General features: G+C 57.1%; 13 protein-coding genes and 1 riboswitch. Of the genes, 3 read left to right on the plus strand and 10 right to left on the minus strand.

Annotated features, from left to right (window positions below; all coding sequences use genetic code 11):
• The first annotated feature begins 95 nt into the window (after nucleotides 1-95).
• Nucleotides 96-752, plus strand: coding sequence for a histidinol-phosphatase (locus FO268_RS18115; protein ID WP_150994643.1), 657 nt, complete (start codon nucleotides 96-98; stop codon nucleotides 750-752).
• Nucleotides 753-807: 55 nt separating this feature from the next.
• Here FO268_RS18115 and FO268_RS18120 read toward each other — a convergent pair whose 3' ends face one another.
• The 3 genes from FO268_RS18120 to FO268_RS18130 form a co-directional block, all read right to left on the minus strand.
• Nucleotides 808-2,004 (minus strand): class I SAM-dependent rRNA methyltransferase, encoded by a 1,197-nt coding sequence (locus FO268_RS18120; protein WP_150994644.1) that lies wholly within the window; start codon nucleotides 2,002-2,004, stop codon nucleotides 808-810.
• 193 nt (nucleotides 2,005-2,197) lie between these two features.
• Complete coding sequence (gcvH, locus tag FO268_RS18125; protein WP_150994645.1) at nucleotides 2,198-2,590, minus strand: glycine cleavage system protein GcvH; 393 nt, start codon at nucleotides 2,588-2,590, stop codon at nucleotides 2,198-2,200.
• 94 nt (nucleotides 2,591-2,684) lie between these two features.
• Nucleotides 2,685-3,581 (minus strand): LysR family transcriptional regulator, encoded by an 897-nt coding sequence (locus FO268_RS18130; RefSeq protein WP_150994646.1) that lies wholly within the window; start codon nucleotides 3,579-3,581, stop codon nucleotides 2,685-2,687.
• Nucleotides 3,582-3,697: 116 nt separating this feature from the next.
• On the opposite strand from FO268_RS18130, the gene metE reads away from it, so the two are divergent.
• Nucleotides 3,698-5,971, plus strand: a complete 2,274-nt coding sequence (metE, locus tag FO268_RS18135; protein ID WP_150994647.1) for a 5-methyltetrahydropteroyltriglutamate--homocysteine S-methyltransferase — start codon at nucleotides 3,698-3,700, stop codon at nucleotides 5,969-5,971.
• Nucleotides 5,972-6,002: 31 nt separating this feature from the next.
• Here the strand turns inward: metE and FO268_RS23055 are convergent, their stop codons facing one another.
• The 7 genes from FO268_RS23055 to thiC all read right to left on the minus strand — a co-directional run bounded on the left by FO268_RS23055 (nucleotide 6,003) and on the right by thiC (nucleotide 17,171).
• A complete protein-coding gene (locus FO268_RS23055; RefSeq protein ID WP_202336691.1) occupies nucleotides 6,003-6,635 on the minus strand; it encodes a hypothetical protein in 633 nt (210 codons plus the stop codon).
• A 449-nt stretch (nucleotides 6,636-7,084) separates the two neighbouring features.
• On the minus strand, nucleotides 7,085-10,435 hold the full coding sequence (locus FO268_RS18145) for a toxin VasX (RefSeq protein WP_150994649.1): 3,351 nt from the start codon (nucleotides 10,433-10,435) through the stop codon (nucleotides 7,085-7,087).
• Nucleotides 10,432-12,633 carry a type VI secretion system Vgr family protein gene (locus tag FO268_RS18150; RefSeq protein WP_225316837.1) on the minus strand — a complete coding sequence of 734 codons (2,202 nt, stop codon included), beginning with the start codon at nucleotides 12,631-12,633 and terminating at the stop codon, nucleotides 10,432-10,434. Before FO268_RS18150 ends, FO268_RS18145 begins: the two co-directional genes overlap by 4 nt.
• 109 nt (nucleotides 12,634-12,742) lie before the next feature.
• Complete coding sequence (gene cpdA / locus FO268_RS18155) at nucleotides 12,743-13,549, minus strand: 3',5'-cyclic-AMP phosphodiesterase (protein ID WP_150994650.1); 807 nt, start codon at nucleotides 13,547-13,549, stop codon at nucleotides 12,743-12,745.
• A gap of 196 nt (nucleotides 13,550-13,745) precedes the next feature.
• The gene (locus FO268_RS18160; protein WP_135956464.1) at nucleotides 13,746-14,231 is read right to left on the minus strand and encodes a DUF1249 domain-containing protein; all 486 of its coding nucleotides are present in this window, start codon (nucleotides 14,229-14,231) and stop codon (nucleotides 13,746-13,748) included.
• 1 nt (nucleotide 14,232) lies between these two features.
• Complete coding sequence (locus FO268_RS18165; RefSeq protein WP_150994651.1) at nucleotides 14,233-14,850, minus strand: NUDIX domain-containing protein; 618 nt, start codon at nucleotides 14,848-14,850, stop codon at nucleotides 14,233-14,235.
• A 443-nt stretch (nucleotides 14,851-15,293) separates the two neighbouring features.
• Nucleotides 15,294-17,171, minus strand: coding sequence for a phosphomethylpyrimidine synthase ThiC (gene thiC / locus FO268_RS18170; RefSeq protein WP_150994652.1), 1,878 nt, complete (start codon nucleotides 17,169-17,171; stop codon nucleotides 15,294-15,296).
• A gap of 74 nt (nucleotides 17,172-17,245) precedes the next feature.
• Nucleotides 17,246-17,360: riboswitch (TPP riboswitch) on the minus strand.
• A gap of 160 nt (nucleotides 17,361-17,520) precedes the next feature.
• Between thiC and FO268_RS18175 the strand changes: the two genes are divergently transcribed.
• The gene (locus FO268_RS18175) at nucleotides 17,521-18,900 is read left to right on the plus strand and encodes a TolC family outer membrane protein (RefSeq protein WP_150994653.1); all 1,380 of its coding nucleotides are present in this window, start codon (nucleotides 17,521-17,523) and stop codon (nucleotides 18,898-18,900) included.

The raw sequence follows: 18,900 nt of genomic DNA on the forward strand, positions 1-18,900 counted from the left end.
GAATCCCAAGGCTTCGGCAAACGGAGCCGGCGGCGGCATGTCATGGTAGACTGTTGCGCCTGTGACATTCGCCATACCAGCCGGAGGTACCGACGTTGACCCTAGCGATTTTTGACCTTGATAACACCCTGCTCGCCGGGGACAGCGACCATGCCTGGGGTGAATTCCTGGTGGAAGAGTCCATCGTGGATGCGGAAGAATATCGGAAGGCCAACGACAGGTTTTATCAGGAATACCTGGACGGCGAATTGGACATAATGCGCTACCTGAGCTTCGCCCTGCAGCCACTGGCACGGCACGACATGAAGCAATTACTGGCCTGGCGCGAAGCATTCGTCGCCAAGAAGATCCGCCCGATGATGCTGGCCAGTGCCACAGAGCTACTGGACAGCCATCGCAAGCAAGGGCACACACTATTGATCATCACCGCCACCAACCGTTTTGTCACCGAGCCCGTGGCGGAGCTTCTGGGCATTGAACATCTGATCGCTACGGACCCTGAACTGGTCAATGGGCGTTATACGGGAGAAGTGGCCGGTGTTCCCAGCTTTCAGGAGGGCAAAGTAACCCGCTTACACGACTGGCTGGAATCAACGGGAGAAAGCCTTGAAGGTGCCTGGTTCTACAGCGACTCCCATAATGACGCACCATTGCTCCGCAAAGTCGACAACCCGGTAGCGGTCGATCCGGATCCAACGCTTGAAAATATTGCGAAAGAAAACGGCTGGAAAATCATGAGCCTTAGAGGCTAACTGGTTGCTGTTCTGCCCGGGAAGGCCCCCCGGGCCGTAATCCGACAACCCAGGCTCAAAGAAACCCCGTCAAAGACCTCACAAAACAGGATTTAATATAATCCGTCTCCGGAATCCCCGGCACCACCGGATGATCGGGCGCCTGATGCCCCTGCTCCAGCAACTGCACAAACCGGTCAATCTTGCGCCCACTGCTGCGAATAATATCCGTCAGCTTTTCCTGGGAGAGATGCATGGAACATGAAGCAGACACCAGCAACCCATCCCGATCCAATAGTCGTAGTCCCAACTGGTTCAGGCGCGCATAGGCCTCTTCCCCGGCCTTCTGGTCACGACGCCGGGGAATCAATGCCGGCGGGTCCAGCACCACGATGTCGAATTTTTCCTTTTCCTCACACAGCGCCTTCAGTGCATCAAAGGCATCGCCCTCAATAGTCTCAATATTATCCAGACCATTGATCTTCGCGTTGTGATGAACCGAGTCGATGGCCCCGGCGGAACTGTCCACGCAGGTCACCTCCGTCGCACCCGCACAGGCCGCCTGGATTCCCCACCCGCCCACATAACTGAACACATCCAGCACCCGCTTACCCGGCGCATAGGCCTGCAGCCGCTGCCGGTTCATGCGGTGATCATAGAACCAGCCGGTCTTCTGCCCGCCTTCCATGGGCACCTCGAAACGAACACCGTTCTCCTCAACTCGAAGAAGCTCGATTTCCGGCCCATGGGCCTGTTCCACATAGGTGTCCAGCCCCTCGACTTTGCGCATCTTGCCGTCGTTCTTGAGGATAATCGACTTTGGGTGAGCCAACCGCTGAACCGCCCGGACAATCGACTCCTTCATCTGTTCCATGCCCGCGGTGGAGATCTGAACCACCACCACATCATCAAACCGGTCAATCACCAACCCGGACAGTCCGTCACTGTCGCCAAACACCCAACGGTAAAACGGCTTATCAAACAACCGCTCCCGCAGCACCAGCGCCGTCTCCACCCGCTCGGTAAGACGCTGGGGCGTCATGCCATGGGCCGCGTTGCGGCTGATCAGACGGCCACAGATCAACGCATGGGGATTCACAAACACCGTACCCATCGGCTTGTCATTGGAAGCACGAATCTCCGCTTGCGCTCCCGCCTCGAAATCGGTCAATGGTGAACGGTGGGTATCCACCTCATTACTGTAAACCCACAGATGGCCAGCCCTGAGCCTGCGCTCAGCGCCTTTGCGGAGGTATAAAACCGGGAAATTCATAGGGAATCGCCTGAAGAAATAATGAAAGAGAAGCTTTGATAGCCGAAGCCACCACAGAGTTTGGGGGAATAGGCAGGGTGGGCCTTCCAGAAATGTGCGGAGCCAGGGATGGCGGAGCCCAAGCCGCACAGGGAAGTCTTGAGACGTTTTCTGGAAGGCCCACCCTGCCTATTCCATGCTCCAAACAATCAGATTACTCTTCGGCAGCAACATGCTCCGCATAAGCTACAGAATCCATCAGCCCATCCAGCTCCCCCGGATCCGCCAACCGCACCCGGAACAACCAGCCATCCCCATAAGGATCCTCATTCACCTTCTCAGGCTCATCCTCAAGGCTCTCATTGACCTCAATCACCTCACCGGTCACCGGACTGAACACATCAGACGCCGACTTCACAGACTCAGCAACACCAGCCTCTTCAGCCCCAGTAACCGTCGCTCCCACATCCGGAACACCGATGTAGACAATATCCCCCAACTGATCCTGGGCAAAATCCGTGATACCTACGGTTGCGGTGCCATCATCGGCCACACGCACCCATTGGTGAGTCTCAATGTATTTCAGATCTGCGGGTGTTTCGCTCATGATCACACATTCCCCGATGAATAATTTCGCGCATTTTAACCGAAGAAAGACGCCCCGGCGAACATCTCCGGCAATGACGCGGCAGATAGTCCCGTCAGGCCAGGCCCCAGGTGGTCTCCCGCGCCATCACCATAAATGACTGCAGGTATTCCACACCCGCATCCCGCTCACGAAGCCCCAGGAAAATCTGCTTGTCGATACCCTTGCGCCCCAGCCGCACCGGAGTGATTGGCATCTGATGGGCATACTCCTCCACCAGCCACCGGGGCAGCGCCGAGACACCACGCCCCGCCGCCACCATCTGCAACATGATATCCGTGGTCTCGATGGTCTTATGACGAGCCGGGCTACTGTGGGCGGGGACGAGGAAACGGGTATAGATATCCAGCCGCTCGGCATCAACCGGATAGGTAATCAGGGTCTCACTTTCCAGGTCTGCCGGCTCAACCCAGGCTTTCGAGGCCAGCGGATGATTCTTCGGCACCACAAGCACCTGCTCATAATCAAACACAGGCTCATAAATCAGCCCCTTCCTGTGCAATGGATCCGGCGTCACCAGCACATCGATGTCATAACCGAACAGCGCCCCGATACCACCAAACTGGAAGCGCTGCTTCACGTCCACATCCACGCCGGGCCATTGTTCCAGGTAAGGCCCCACCACCTTCAGCAGCCACTGGTAACAGGGATGGCACTCCATCCCGATCCGCAGGCTTCCCCGCTGGCCCCGCGCAATCTGGCCCACCAGTTCCTCGGCATGCTCGAACTGGGGGAGCAAACGAATGGCGAGCGAGAGCAGATAAAGACCGGACTGAGTCGGTCGCAGTTTCCGACCCTCACGAATCCAGATTGCCGTGCCAAGCTGCTGCTCCAGCTTCTTCATCGCATGACTGAGTGCCGATTGGGTCAGACAAAGCGCATCAGCTGCTGCCGTCAAAGAGCCACACCGCTCCACTTCCCGAACGATTTCCAGGTGATTACGCTCTATCATCGCCCAACCTATTTTGAATTAAATTCATGGATAGATGAGATAATACCATTATTTTTCATAAGCCATCATCACTAGCCTTGGTGCCTGACAACTGAGAACAGAACAGGAGATTCACCATGGTCACCACCCACAATCTGGGTTTTCCCAGGATCGGCGAACGTCGGGAACTGAAGTTTGCCCTCGAAGGCTACTGGAAAAACGAGCTGAGCGAAGATGACCTGCGCCAGACCGCGGCCCGGTTACGCACCTCCAGCTGGCAGGATCAGAAATCACTGGCGCTAACCCCGGTCGGAGACTTCTCCCTGTACGACCAGGTACTGGATATGAGCGCCACCCTGGGCAACCTGCCCGAGCGTGCCGGCAAGGCCGATGAAAACGAGCTGGACCGTTACTTCCGCATTGCCCGCGGCCGCTCGCCAGCTGACGGTGATTGCTGCGGCGTTCATGCGGGCGAAATGACCAAGTGGTTCGACACAAACTATCACTACATCGTCCCTGAATTCGATGCCGGCACCCGCTTTACCCTGAACCCGACACGCCTGGTAGAGCAGTTGGCAGAAGCGAAGGCCGCAGGTGTGAGCCCAAAACCAGTCATCATCGGCCCGGTCACCTACCTCTGGCTCGGCAAATCCAAGGATGACACCGACAGGCTGAGCCTGCTTGATGAGCTGCTCCCGGTCTATGCCGAATTGCTGCAACTGTTGGCGGACAACGGCGCGGAATGGGTACAGATCGACGAGCCGATACTGGTTACGGAACTGGATGGCGCCTGGCGGCATGCCCTCAACCTGGCCTACCACAACCTCAAGGCCAGCCCGGTAAAACTGTTGCTGGCCACCTATTTCGGCCAGTTACAGGAGAACCTGCAACTGGCCTGCGAATTGCCGGTGGCGGGCCTGCACCTGGACGCCATCAACGCCCGGGATGAAGTGAACCGCGTCACCGACTGGCTGCCGGTGCACAAGGTCCTGTCACTGGGCGTGGTCAACGGCCGCAACATCTGGAAGAGCGACCTGGAAGCCACCCTGGACTGGCTTGAACCGGTTCACAGCAAGCTGCGGGAACGGCTCTGGCTGGCACCGTCCTGCTCGCTGCTGCATGTGCCGGTGGACCTGGAGCTGGAAACCACAATGGACCCGGAAATCCGCTCCTGGCTGGCGTTTGCGCGACAGAAGCTGGACGAGCTTCAGCTGTTGGCAACGGTACTGAACGAGGGCAGGCATACCGTGGCCAGCGCCCTGAAGGATAACGCCGATGCCATCGCCAGCCGGCACCAGTCCCGGCGGGTCACGGATCCGGACGTCCGCAAAGCGGTCGCCAATATCACTCCCGACATAGGTCAGCGCACCAGTAGCTACCAGCAGCGATCCGCCATCCAGGCCGATCACCTGAAGTTGCCCCGCTACCCCACAACCACCATCGGCTCGTTTCCCCAGACCAAAGACATCCGCCAGACACGGCTGAAATACCGCAAGGGTAAGCTGACCCTGGAGGAATATGAGACTCTGATACGCGACGAGATCAGCCACTGCATCCGCGAACAGGAACAGCTTGGGCTCGACGTATTGGTGCACGGTGAAGCCGAGCGCAACGACATGGTGGAATACTTCGGCGAGCAACTGGAAGGCTATGTATTCAGCCGCTTCGGCTGGGTGCAGTCCTACGGCTCACGCTGCGTGAAACCGCCCATCCTGTTCGGCGATATCTCCAGGCCAAAGGCCATGACCGTGGACTGGATCCGCTATGCCCAGTCCCTGACGGACAAGCCCCTCAAAGGCATGCTCACCGGCCCGGTCACCATCCTCAACTGGTCCTTCGTGCGCGACGACCAGCCCAGGAAAGACACCTGCTGGCAACTGGCCCTGGCGATACGGGAAGAAGTGCTGGACCTGGAAACAGCCGGCGTGAATATCATACAGATTGACGAAGCGGCCCTGCGGGAAGGCCTGCCCCTGCGGCAAAGCGACTGGCAGACCTACCTGGACTGGGCCATCGAAGCCTTCCGCATAGCGGCAAACGGTGTGAAAGACGAAACCCAGATCCACACCCATATGTGCTATTCGGAATTCAACGATATCATCGAAGCCATCGCAAGGATGGACGCCGACGTTATCACCATCGAAACCTCACGGTCGGACATGGAACTCCTCGACGCCTTCAAAGGCTTCCAGTACCCCAACGACATCGGCCCCGGCGTGTACGACATCCACTCACCGAACGTGCCCAGCACCGGGCATATCGTATCGCTGATGAACAAGGCTGCGGAACGGATTCCTGCAGAACGGCTCTGGATTAACCCGGACTGTGGGTTGAAAACACGGTCGTGGGAGGAGGTGATTCCGGCGCTGAGGGGGATGGTGGCTGCGGCTCGGGAGTTGCGGGAGGCCTAGGCGTTCTTAGGCAGGGGCACATGCCTCTGCCTCACCCTACCGTTTTTTTAAGCTCCCCGAAGTCATTTGAGGGCGCCATCTTGGCCCTATAGGCCTCCATGGAAATCTTGCCAATCTGCGGCGTCAGCTTGCAGGTGCGTTTATCCCAGGGGTACTCCGCCTGGCGCTTCAGCCATTCGGCTCCTTCGCCCTGCTTCCAGGCATCCAGATCCAGGTCACGCCAGAACCGGGGATTCCGCCCGGTGCGCTGGTCATGTTCTGCCGTTACAGGGTCGAGGTGGCGAAAGGGTTCCAGTCTTGGCACGTCCGGCAGCGGCTGGGATACATCCATATAGCGCTGCAGCATGTCCCACAAGGCCAGGACTTCCTCCTTTGACGGCTCGACCCGGCTGAGGGAAGTTTGGCTAAACTGCTTGCCGGTATAGCGATGAACGAACATCAAACGGTAGAAGATGCCGCCATGCTGGACCACACGTTCCACGTAGGCATCAAACTCCTCAAAGGGCGCGGTCAGTTTCTTGCCTCCCGGCAGGGCAAAGCTGACCTCGCCTGTTTCCCGGTTGAAGGCGCTCTCGCCTGCGGCCAGGCCACGGTCCAGGAATTTCCCCAACAGCTTGTCGAATGGCCTCAGTAGTAGGGCGAAACCGCCCATAACCCAAGGCATGGTTTTAATGACTAGATAGAGAGATAAAGCTATCCAACCAAGAACGACAAAAAGGCCCCAGACAGACTTCAATAAGTGGGGTAAGTCGACCATTGCAGCGTAATATAAGGCTAGCATTCCACCCCCACCGACTAGCGCGGTGCCCCAAGCGTAGGGTATCAAAAGCAGAAAAGCCGAAAGGCCAACAAATGCCTTCCCATTAAGAAAACGGATCTGGAGTTGATCCCACCAGTCTCCGGATTCACAGTCATCCGGAGCGTTCTGGCCTTGATACTGGATGGCATCAACATCCTCGCAAACCCGTTGATAAGGTTCGATTATGGCGTAGTCGCCAAAAGGCAGAAGGTCTTCTCCCAGCCGTTCGCGTTTTACTGAAGGCGCTGGCAGGTTCGGAATCTGATCAGCCCGAAAGCCGCTCCTATCGTGACTATTTGTGTGGCCACTCTCACTCACACGGCGACCTCTTTCACAATCCAGTAGGGTACTGGCTCATTTTCGAATGGATTGAAAACTTGACGCTGCTTATCAGGCAACACGCCGTGACGACCAGCGTCAAATGACTCATAAGCATCAAGCACTGGCATAGGAAGCCTAAACGCGCCAAGCTCACTTTCCACTCGAGCTTGTAAGACCACTCTTAAACTGACAGTACGTCTTTCACTGTGGCCAAAAGCCCTGGTTTCACCGCCGACGAGATTTCGTTCGACGAGAAAGTGCACCAAGCTCTCTTCCGGTAAGGCAACCCACGCTATAATCTTCTGCAACGGAGTGTTCTTGGTCAAATTGAATTCATCGACCTGGCCAGCGGAAGTTTGCATTGTGGTATGGGTATATTCCAGTTCCTGAATCCCAAGCCTCAAGTCTGGCTTCTTACTTCCAGATTTGTCCTTAGTTTGCCGGCCCAGCTTGAAACGACTGATGAGCGGGGACCTCACCGTCACCCGGTAATCGTCTTGAGATGGGCCGTGGCCCTCAAACATCGCTTGTTCCGCGCCACTCAAGTCACCATAGCGCTTGGCGGATACCGTTACCGGGGAGATCTGGCTCAACAGCTGCGGAAAATAGACGGAATCGTCCGCAGGAAGCCCCTCATGATCTGGCCCAAGCCCCAAAGGTCCCTGCTTCAGCACTCGCTCAATCTCGCTGTCGGTGGCAATAGCTGCAAATATGCTGCCTCCCAGCACTACCCCCAACCCGAGCAATGCCCAGCCCCAACCGGGTACCGCCAGCAATCCGCTCAGTAGTGACGATGCCAAGAAAACGCTGCCGCCGGCCATTGCAAGTCCATGCCCAAGAGCAGCGTCTAAATCGCCTCTGCTAATACTATTTCGATAGTCCCAGGCGCTAACACCCACCATGAATCCACCGGCCAGGAAATTAACCAGCCCCATAGTTCTAACAATGGTTCCTGCCCCAACTATTAAAAGCCGCTTCTGGATAAGGGGACCAATTACTGGCACAGATTTCATTTCAAAGAGCGGCCGCAATATAACCTTTGAGACCAGTTTGCTATCCTCCAGCGAGCTTACTGCATGAAGCTTCATCAGCGCTGCAGATAGGTCCAGGCCAGCCCCCAAGAATTTTGCAAACGAAACACCATAATCTCCGGATTTAGATCTACCCCACGCCCACATCTCCGAAACAAGATTATATGCAGCCAACCCCACCAACACCCTCGATAAGCCCGGCCCATCAGCAAACGCCTTGGCCTTTTTCGCCCAATCAATTTTCAAAGCACTGAATTTTCGGGCTTCCGGATGATCCACGGGCAGTACAAACACCCAGGTATGAGCCGCTGCCTTAACAAGAGCTTCTCCGCCTTCATCAACCAATCGACTCGGGCTGGTCGACGCCACCCGTTTACCCGCTGCGTCTGTCCTGTCTGCAAACAGATAATCATTGCGCCTTGTCAGGACTTCACTCTGGCGGTCTGCATCGGTAAGGCCAAAGGAGATTCCTTTTCCATGAACCCCAACTATGCTGTAACGCGTGAGATCAACCTCACCTCGGCGCATTACCTGCAACTCCCCGCCTAGATTGGGGTCGGCAATCTCGGCCACTGCTTTGACAGAAGTGAACACCCGGTCCAGTTTGATGGCCGCCAGGTCGTCGCTCTGACGTAAGTTTTCCACCGTTTTTAGAACGGCCGCACTCCACCCTCCCAACGCTGTTTTAACCATTCCCGCAGCGGTGCCTGGAGCACTGCTGGGAAGGGCCTGCGAGCCATTGCCGCTGTCAGAACCTGAGCCTTCTTCCTCCTGCGCCATTTGCTGGGCCAACGCGCTTATGGACGACAGGCCCGCGCCGTTTAAACGCTCCTCCGTCAGCGTATCCTGGTCACCCGCGAGTTCCTTTAATTGCGCCAGCACAGGAGGAAAGTCGCTGCTTGCGTTTCCACCGTCAGCCAAAGTGTCAATGAGACGGTTCTTTCCCAACCCCTGCTGGAGCAACCGTGACAGGATGCCCGGTGACTCCAGGCCATGGGCATTCAACACGCCCGGGAGTTGTTGTGTGAGGTTTAACAGATCCGCCTGGAGCGCAAAAGCTTCGCATGGCCCCAAACCGTCGTCGTTGAGATAATCGTCACAGGTGGTGTCCAAGTCGCCACTATTGACCAGTGATTCAAGGGTTTCCAGGTGGACAGCGATTTCTTCGAGTACCTTCTGGCGCTCGGGATGGTCCAGAGTCTTGTGAAGCTTCTCCCGGTCCACCGCCGCTCTAAGGGTCTCAACCTGTTCGCTGGAAGCTGAAACTTGTGGATCGAACAATGCCTGACGTATCAGTGTGGCAGAGTGAATCAACGGTCGATCTTTAAGTGACAGGTCGATCGCATCAAGGTAATGCAGAGCCACGTGCAGTTGTGCCAGTGCATGGCGTAGGCGGAATAGCGGATCGGGGATGGCCACGCATACGATCGCGCTGTGCTCCCTGGCGCCAACCAAAGCGTCCTCTGCAGCTTCGGCCTGCAAATTCAGATCCGGAAGCTCCCGATCAGATTCCTCGTCATCCTCGGGAATTCGCTTCCATCGTTCGACGACACGGGAGATCAATTCACCACTGTCCGGCCCCCGGAACTCAGAGGTGAATCCAGAGGGGTCCTTGAGCATCAGCTCAATGCCCAGGTCTCTGGGCCGCAAAGTGGGTACCGAAGTAATGGCTGAAGCCGGAAAACCGTTGTCGAAGTTCAGGCTGTCGTCCGTGGCGGCGGCCCAAGCTGGCGCGATGGATAAAGCCCGCTTTTCCAAAATGGCCGGGGCATCTTCCAGCTTTTCAATGTAAGCCCATGGCCACTGGATTTCATTGTAGGCAATCCGGCATTCGGAAAGCTCAAAGCGATTCTCCAGAAACACCGGCACCAGAAAATCGGTCACAGGTTTTCCAACAGGCAAACGGGGGGCGGTCTTATCCTGGCGGGAGGAAACGAGGTCGACCTCGCTTAGGGTGCCTTCCGGATCGATTTCGAATTCGCGCCAAAGCGCATCGCGCCGGAACACGTAAAGATAGCCTGGTCGCATAAGGGAAACAGCTCGGCCACCGAAGATCGTCACGCCACTGGACTCAATGGGGCGTTTGCGATGGATTTCAGCAACCGGACAAACACTCATCAGCGTATTGCCCAGCTCACCTTCCGGCTTTTCTTCGGTGGTTTGCCAGTCATCCAGAACTGGTACCATGAAGGAGCCGCCCTCTTGCGTGGGAATGGCAAGCGCCATTCCCGCAGGCTCGCCCTTGTCGTTTTCCGCCCTCAGGCGGACCGTTTTCTCAAGCGGTTCACTTTTGAGGTTTAGAGGTTGATTCATGCCGTACCCTCCTTACCGGATGCCAATGCACTTTTCACCATTTCATCGTCGGTGCCCCGGCCCCGAATATCGACCAGCCGACCAGATTCGTCGACAACAGAACTTTCTCCTGAGGCACCATTGGCTTTCGCCGAAGAGCCGCCAAAGGGTGTAGACCCGGCGCTGCTGGCGAACTGAGCAGTAGCGCTAGTGGCATTACCGGGCTGGGCGTTGGCTCGAGTGGTGGTTTCGGCCAACGCATCCTGCGTAACTTTGGCGCCTGTCGCTGGTTCGATGAGATCGGGCCGCTCAGGCATTTGTGCCCCAACGTCGGTTCCACTCCCCGGCCCACCCCCGGAATTCATCTTCACCATGGGCCCGCACACGGTCACACCACTGGGGTCAACCTTCACAAAGCTGCCACCGGCCTTGAGGGTCACTTCCGCACCCGCTTCTATAACGATTTTCATACCGGCCTTGTGGTGGATTTCGCTGCCGGCTTCGATGAGTTGGTTCTTGCCCTGTTTGCTGTGGTGGCTGCCGTTAACGGTGAGGCTGGCGTCGCCACCGATGGATTCCCGCTTCTCGCCATCCACCGTGTTGTGATCATTGCCCTTGATGTGGGCCTTGCGGTGGTTGTCCACGGTGAGGTGGCTGTCATTCTTGATGACTTCGGTGCGATTGTTTTCGGTCAGCGAGTCCAGGTCTTTCTGGGCGTGGATGTAGATCTGCTCCTTGTCCGCTTCGTCCTCAAACCTCAGTTCGTTACTGCCCTCGCCCTTGTGGGTCTGGGTCCTGAGGGTGGTTCTGGTCTTGTGTTCCGGCAGCGCATAGGGCGGCGTGTTGGTGGCGTGGTAGGTTCTGCCGGTGATGATGGGCTGGTCCGGGTCGCCGTCCAGGAAGGAGACGATGACTTCATTGCCGATTCGCGGCAGTGCCATGAATCCATACTGGCCGCCGGCCCAGCCCTGGCTCACCCTGAGCCAGGCGCTGCTGTGTTCGTCGTTCTTGCTGTATCGGTCCCAGGGGAATCGCACTTTGACGCGTCCGTGTTCGTCGCAGTGAATCTCTTCGCCGGCCGGACCCGTAACAATCGCGATCTGGGGGCCGTCCATCAATGGGCGGTGTTCCACCTGGGGGCGCCAAGTGCGGTCCGCGGGAATGGCGTTGAACGCATTGTGGTAGGTGGTGGCACCACCGCCGCTGTCTTCTTCCAGGGCCTGGGGCTGTTCGCCGGTGTGGGTGATGCTGGTAAACAGCCATTCCCGGTTCAGTTTGGGATTATCGTGTTCGGTGAGTTCGACTTTGGCACCCACGGTGAAGTCGGGGCGGTTGCTCTGGCCGTTGGCCGTTGTTGCATCGTTTCTCAGGGCATCCAGGCGATTTTCGGTGAACGGCTGGCCGCTGGCGTCAGCCTTGAACCGGCCGGGGTAGTCGTAGTGCTGGTAGTCTTCGCGCTGGGCATCCAGTTTGTCGGCCTGCTGCTCGTGCATTAATGCGTAAGCCGGGTTCTTGAAGGTGTAGTCCTTCATAGCCACGGAGGCGGCCTTGATCCGCTCCCGGTAACTGAACTGGAAGATAGCGCTCTGGCGACTGCTGCCACCGGCCTTGCCGTTGTATTCCACCGGTTCCAGTCTTGGGGCATCGCCATGGTGGTCAGCGATGATCAGGGCCGGTTGGTCGTTGCCTTCTACGTCGCCGTGGTTGTAGCGGTAGTGCCAGCCTTCTTCAGCCGACAGCCTCTCCATAAAGGTCAGGTCGCTTTCCCGATGCTGGACACAGTATTCCCGTTCTTCGGGCGTGCGTTTAAGATCAAACACGGTGTCGATAATGCCCCGCTCTTCCAGCAGGGTGCGTACGATGACGTCCGTACTCTGGGTTTGGAAGATGCGGCTGTTGTGCATCAGGCCCAGGCGCCAGAGCGGGGGCTGGACGATGACTTCGTAGCGGGTGCGGCGGTGGCCGGAATCGCCCCGGGCAAATTCGTTGACCACGCCGTGGAAACGCCGCAGGGGGATGCCGTCCTGCCAGACCACCAGTTCCACGGGCTGCTCCAGGACTTCTTCAGGGGCAATATCCGGCGAAGTACTGGCCAGTTCCAGCTTGCAGTGGCACAGCTTTGAGAGATGTTCGGTCAGTTCGAAACGGACGACCACGAACAGGTCTTTGGGGAGTTGGCCAAGGGTGGCCGTGAACTGCAGTCCGGTTGCCTGAGGCATGTCTTCGATCCCTGAAGAAATTAATGTCGTTCGCTCGTCCTGAGCGGAGATGGAATTATATACGTAAATTGACTGGCATTAACAGGCCAGCCAGCGTGCCAATAAACGATTAATAACCCGAACTGTTGCTGTCCAGATTGAATACGAAATCCGTAGCTCTGCTGACTTCCGTGGTGAAATCTCCTGAAGGCAGCAACTCGAACCAGCGATAACCGGGTGCCTTATCCTCAACTGAAAATTCTACTGAACCGGCAGTGAACTGGATGCAAGTGGATGGTGTGGCTAGCAGGCGAATGCCATTGCGGGTCTGATCCAGTTCCTGGTGAATATGCCCCCAAAGTACGATTTTTACCTGAGGGAAGCGGTCCACCACTCGCCAAAAAGCATCGCGGTTACGCAGTCCGATCGGTGACATCCATTTAGTATCAATTTCAATGGGATGGTGGTGAAGAGCAATGAGGGACGGAAGATCAGGATTCTGGCTAAGGGTGTCTTCGAGGAAGGTCAGTTCCGACTCCGCCAGCTCGCCAAAAACCTTGCCGGGGACTGAAGTATCCAAAAGCACAAACTGCCAGCCACCCTGAACAATACGGCGCTCATCGGCTCGCCTTTCTGCCGCAATACGGCTCAGCAACGGTGAATCATCATGGTTGCCCGCCATCCAGACCGAGGGGCAACGAAACACTTTCAGTTTGTCACCAAAAAACCGGTAGGCTTCTTCAGTGGCGTCCTGGGCGATGTCCCCGGTCGCGAGAATGAGATCCGGCTGGCCATGATCATGAAGCGCATGCGCGATAACGGCATCCAGACTGTCTCTTGTATTGACACCCAGCAGCTCACCGCCCGGATCGGCCATCAGGTGCGGGTCGGTCAATTGTAGCACCCGGAGGGCACGCCGGTTGTCGTTCTCAGTCATGGCACTCGTGTTTCTTGCGTTTTCGCAACACTCACCGGTGATGCAGGCATAGTGGCAGATTATGCAGTTTTTACGACTGCATCCAGAATATTCATCACATTCTGTTCAGGCTTTTAAGCCTAATTGCCTGTTTTGACAACTCTCGCACACTCTGCGAGGCACTTTATGCCAATAACTGCGGGGCAAACATACAACCTTAGTCCACGCCTTCCCCGGCGGACCAGGCGGCGTGCTCCATGGGAAGGTGCCCGAACCGCAGACAGTAATCCAGCCAGTCGGCCAGAAAACTGTTGACCTGTACTTTCTCGTCGGGATGGTGCATGAAGCGGTTCGGGTAGTCATTCACCGGGGCGATATGCCGGTCACGGTAGCAACTGATCACCTCGGCCATGTTGGCGTCGTGGTAGACCCGAACGGTCAACTGGGGATTATTCAGCCAGCGCCCGGAATTGTGCACCTGCTCAAGCAGGAGGGTTTCGGTAAACTTTGTAGTTTGCAGCACCTCTATGCGTACGCGCCCGAGATACTGGTCCTCGCGATGAAGTTCAAATTCACAGACCGGTTGGCCTTTGGCCTCCAGCTTCCGCAATCGGTGAAGGCGCATGTAGTTACCATCACACAGCGCGCCGAAACGTCGTAAATCCGGAACATAGCGCCGGGGTTTCATCACCCATTCTGTCATATCAGCTCCAACCTTCCCGCAAGCGCGGGCGATTCAACTGCAACCACTGCAACGCGATAATTGCTGCAGCGTTATTGATACGTCCATCATAAATCATTGCGATGGCCTCGTCGGCACTGAACACGTGGGCACGGATATCTTCGTGTTCGTGTTCCATTCCAAACAGGCCGCCTGCGGATTCGGTGCTGATGCGACCACAGTAGAGATGTATCAGTTCCGTACTTCCCCCGGGGGACACCAGGTAGTCGCAGATCTTGTCCAGCGGTTTGAACGTCAGGCCAGCTTCTTCCTGACCTTCACGCTGGGCTACTTCTTCCGGCGACTCGCCGTCTTCGTTCATGCCGGCCACGAGCTCCAGCAACCAGGGGGACTGGTCACGGCCAAGGGCGCCAAGGCGGAACTGTTCAAGAAGGACGACTTCATCACGGTCGGGGTCGTAGGGTAATACGCAGGTGGCGTCGCCGCGGATGAAGAGTTCCCGGGTGAAGGTGGGCATTTCCCTGCCATCGAAGCGCGGGTGTGTCAGCCAGAGCTTGTCCATGCGGAAGAAGCCCTGGAAGACGGTTTCGCGTTTTTCGATCTTGACGTCGCTGTCTTTAAACTGGAACGGTTCGGTCATTACTGGTTTCAGATCCGTTTTTGAGAACGATTCTGAACGATAGCCGGTGTTTTGGTTTGGGTGCAAGCCTTCTTGCTGGCCATCTTGAGTGCAAGGCCACGGTGGGGCGATCCTCCCAAAACACGCTCAAGCCCATCCGTGGGGCGCTTGGGCTCCGCCATCCATGGCTCCGCACAGTTTTGGGAGGATCGCCCCACCGCGGCCCCGAGCGTTAGTGGTAGGTCGGATTACGGCTTCGCCTTTTATGCCCTTCACGGGTAAATCCGACCTACGCTCTGAGCGATTACTGCCAAAGCCAGATTGAGCCGGGGTGGTGGCCCCGTTCAGAAACGTGCGGAGCCAGGGATGGCGGAGCCCGAGACGCACAGGGACGTCTCGAGTCGTTTTCTGAAGGGGGCCACCTCCCCGGCTCACACGCCCAAGCCTCAGACTAGGAACCCAAGCTAGACCTTGTCGTAAAGCTTGGACCCCGCCTCCACAAACTCCCGGGATTTCTCCTTCATGCCAACATCCACCGCCGATACCTCGTCAAGACCGTGCTCCTTGGCATAATCCCGCACTTCCTGGGAAATCTGCATGGAACAGAACTTCGGGCCGCACATGGAACAGAAGTGGGCCACCTTGGCCGAGTCCTTCGGCAGGGTTTCGTCGTGGAAAGCACGGGCGGTGTCCGGGTCCAGGCCGAGGTTGAACTGGTCCTCCCAGCGGAACTCGAAACGCGCCTTCGAAAGCGCGTTGTCACGGATTTGTGCGCCCGGGTGCCCCTTGGCCAGGTCAGCGGCGTGAGCAGCTATTTTATAAGTAATGATGCCGGTCTTCACGTCGTCCTTGTTGGGCAGGCCCAGGTGCTCTTTCGGGGTGACATAGCAGAGCATGGCGCAGCCGAACCAGCCGATCATCGCGGCACCGATGCCGGAGGTGATGTGGTCATAACCAGGGGCAATGTCAGTGGTGAGCGGCCCGAGCGTATAGAATGGCGCTTCATCACAGCACTCCAGCTGTTTGTCCATGTTCTCCTTGATCAGTTGCATGGGCACGTGGCCCGGGCCTTCGATCATGCACTGGACGTCGTGCTTCCAGGCGATCTTGGTGAGTTCGCCCAGGGTCTCCAGTTCGCCGAACTGGGCTTCGTCGTTGGCGTCGGCAATAGAGCCCGGGCGCAGGCCGTCGCCGAGGCTGAAGGCTACGTCGTAGGCTTTCATAATTTCGCAGATGTCTTCGAAGTGCTCGTACAGGAAACTCTCCCGATGGTGAGCCAGGCACCACTTCGCCATGATGGAGCCACCGCGGGACACAATGCCGGTGGTGCGTTTGGCGGTCATCGGCACATGGTGCAGACGTACGCCGGCGTGGATGGTGAAGTAATCCACGCCCTGCTCTGCCTGCTCAATGAGCGTATCGCGGAAAATTTCCCAGGTCAGGTCTTCCGCTACGCCACCGACCTTTTCAAGGGCCTGATAGATAGGCACAGTGCCAATGGGAACCGGCGAATTGCGGATAATCCATTCGCGGGTTTCATGGATGTTCTTGCCGGTGGACAAATCCATGATGGTGTCAGAACCCCAGCGGGTACCCCAGGTCAGCTTTTCCACCTCCTCTTCTATGGAAGAACTCACCGCGGAGTTGCCGATATTGCCATTGATCTTCACCAGAAAGTTGCGACCGATGATCATCGGTTCGGTTTCCGGGTGGTTGATGTTATTGGGAATGATCGCCCGGCCGCGGGCGACTTCGTCCCGGACAAATTCCGGAGTGATTTCCTGCGGCAGGGATGCACCAAAGGACTGGCCCGGATGTTGATCCTTCAGCAGTCCCTGCTCCCGCGCTTCCTGAAGCTTCATATTCTCGCGGATGGCAATGAATTCCATCTCGGGGGTGATGATGCCCTGGCGGGCATAATGCATCTGGCTGACGTTCTTACCAGGCTTGGCCCGCAAGGGTTTACGCTCGTCCATAAAACGAAGCGGGTCCAGCAACGGATCCTTCATACGACGGCGGGTAAACTCGGAGGTATAATCCGCCAGCTGCTCCACATCGCCGCGCTCTTCTATCCAGGCAGAGCGAATGGGCTTGAGGCCTTTGCGAAGGTCGATGGTGGCCTCCGGGTCACTGTACGGGCCAGAGGTGTCGTAAACGACAACAGGAGCATTCTTCTCACCCCCCATGTCCGTAGGTGTGTCGCCCACGGTTATTTCCCGCATGGGCACCCGCAGATCGGGTCGGCTACCCTGTACGTAGATCTTGCGAGACTGGGGCAGTGGCTTGATAGCTGCGGAATCAACTTTGGCTGAATCACTGAGATAGGAAGGTAGTGTTGTCATCTTGCGTCCCCGGGGTTAGGTAAGAAACGGGTCGCGTATGACGGAGCAGTGACCACAGAACACTCTGTGTCTTTGCAGCATATTGTCTTAAATCCCTACGCCGGTATTATCCGGATCAGGTAGCGGGTTCTGCATGGCAATCTCAGCCGGCGGGCAGATACTCTGCCGCCAGCACCCCGTCAAGACGCGAATTCGATGTAAATGACACTTAAAACGTGTGTCGTTTGCAAGTGTAGAGCTCAGGCCGTTTATTGTCCATAATGACGGGCCTGAGCCCTTCAACGACCATCAGAACATACGTGACCCGGCATATGCCACCGCGCGGAGTGATCCAATAACAGGAGAAATCATGAAGAAACGACTGCTTTCCGGGCTGATTGGACTGCTGGCAGCCCAGCCTGCACTTTCCATGGATCTGGTTGAGACGTACGAGAAAGCACTCTCCTATGATTCCGGCATTGCTTCCGCCCGCGCCAGCTTCGAGGCACAACAGGCCGCCAGTGACGTTAGCCGCAGCAACCTGCTTCCCCAGATCGGCGCATTTGGCGATGTCAGCCATACGGATGTCGATGGCCCCAACCAGGACGCCGCGTATGAAACCTACGCTTTCGGTGTGGAACTGACCCAGCCCCTTTTCCGGGCCGATGCCTGGTTCAACTACGATGCCAGCAAATTCCAGACTGAATCAGCCCAGGCGGAATACAACCTTGCCCAACAACAGCTAATTCTGGATGTGGCCACGGCCTACTTTAACGTTCTGCGCGCAGCAGACACCCTGACCACGGCCAGAGCAACTGAAGCAGCTATACAACGGCAGTATGAACAGGCCCAGGAGCGCTTCGATGTGGGCCTGATTGCCATCACGGAAGTCTACGAGGCCCGTGCCAGCTACGATGACAGCAAAAGCCAGCGCATTGCCGCAGAAAGCGAACTGGACATTGCCCGCGAGCAACTGGCGCGGCTGACCGGGGAATACACCGAAGAACTGAACAACCTGCGCCGGAACTTTCCACTTGGTCGTCCGGACCCCATGGATCCGTCAGCGTGGGAGAACACCGCCCTTGATCAGAACTGGCAGATCCAGGCCGCGATGTACGATCTGAACACCAATGAAGCGAACCTGAAAAGCGCTAAATCCGGGCACCTGCCAACGCTGGATCTGAATGCGTCCTATGGCAAGACAAATATTGAAGGCCTGGAAGACCCGACATTTGCTCAGAGCCAGCGCGACGGAACCACAACAGAAGGCCGGATTGGTCTCCGATTGAATGTTCCATTGTACATGGGTGGCGGTATACAGGCTGGAGTTCGCCAACAACGGTCGCTGGTAGATGTTGCGGAGCAGACTCTGGAGACGGTGCGGCGCGATGTTCGGGTAAATACCCGCAGCCTGTTCCGTACGGTAAACACCAATATCGAATCTGCGTCTGCCCTGGAGCAGACCATTATCTCCCGCCGCAGCGCCCTGGATGCGACACGCGCCGGCTATGATGTCGGCACCCGCAATATTGTGGAAGTGCTGGACGCGGAGCGTAATTATTACGTAGCACTGCGCGACTTCGCCAATGCCCGCTACGATTACGTGATCAACACCCTGAACCTGAAGCAGGCGTCTGGCACCCTGAGCCCTCAGGACCTGGTAGCACTGAACAACTGGCTCAGCGCCTCGGCCCCAGGCATTGAAGCCCTGGCCGAGGAAGAAGAAACCATAGACGACCCGATGCAATAA

Source organism: Marinobacter denitrificans (assembly GCF_008795955.1).
Classification (GTDB): domain Bacteria; phylum Pseudomonadota; class Gammaproteobacteria; order Pseudomonadales; family Oleiphilaceae; genus Marinobacter; species Marinobacter denitrificans.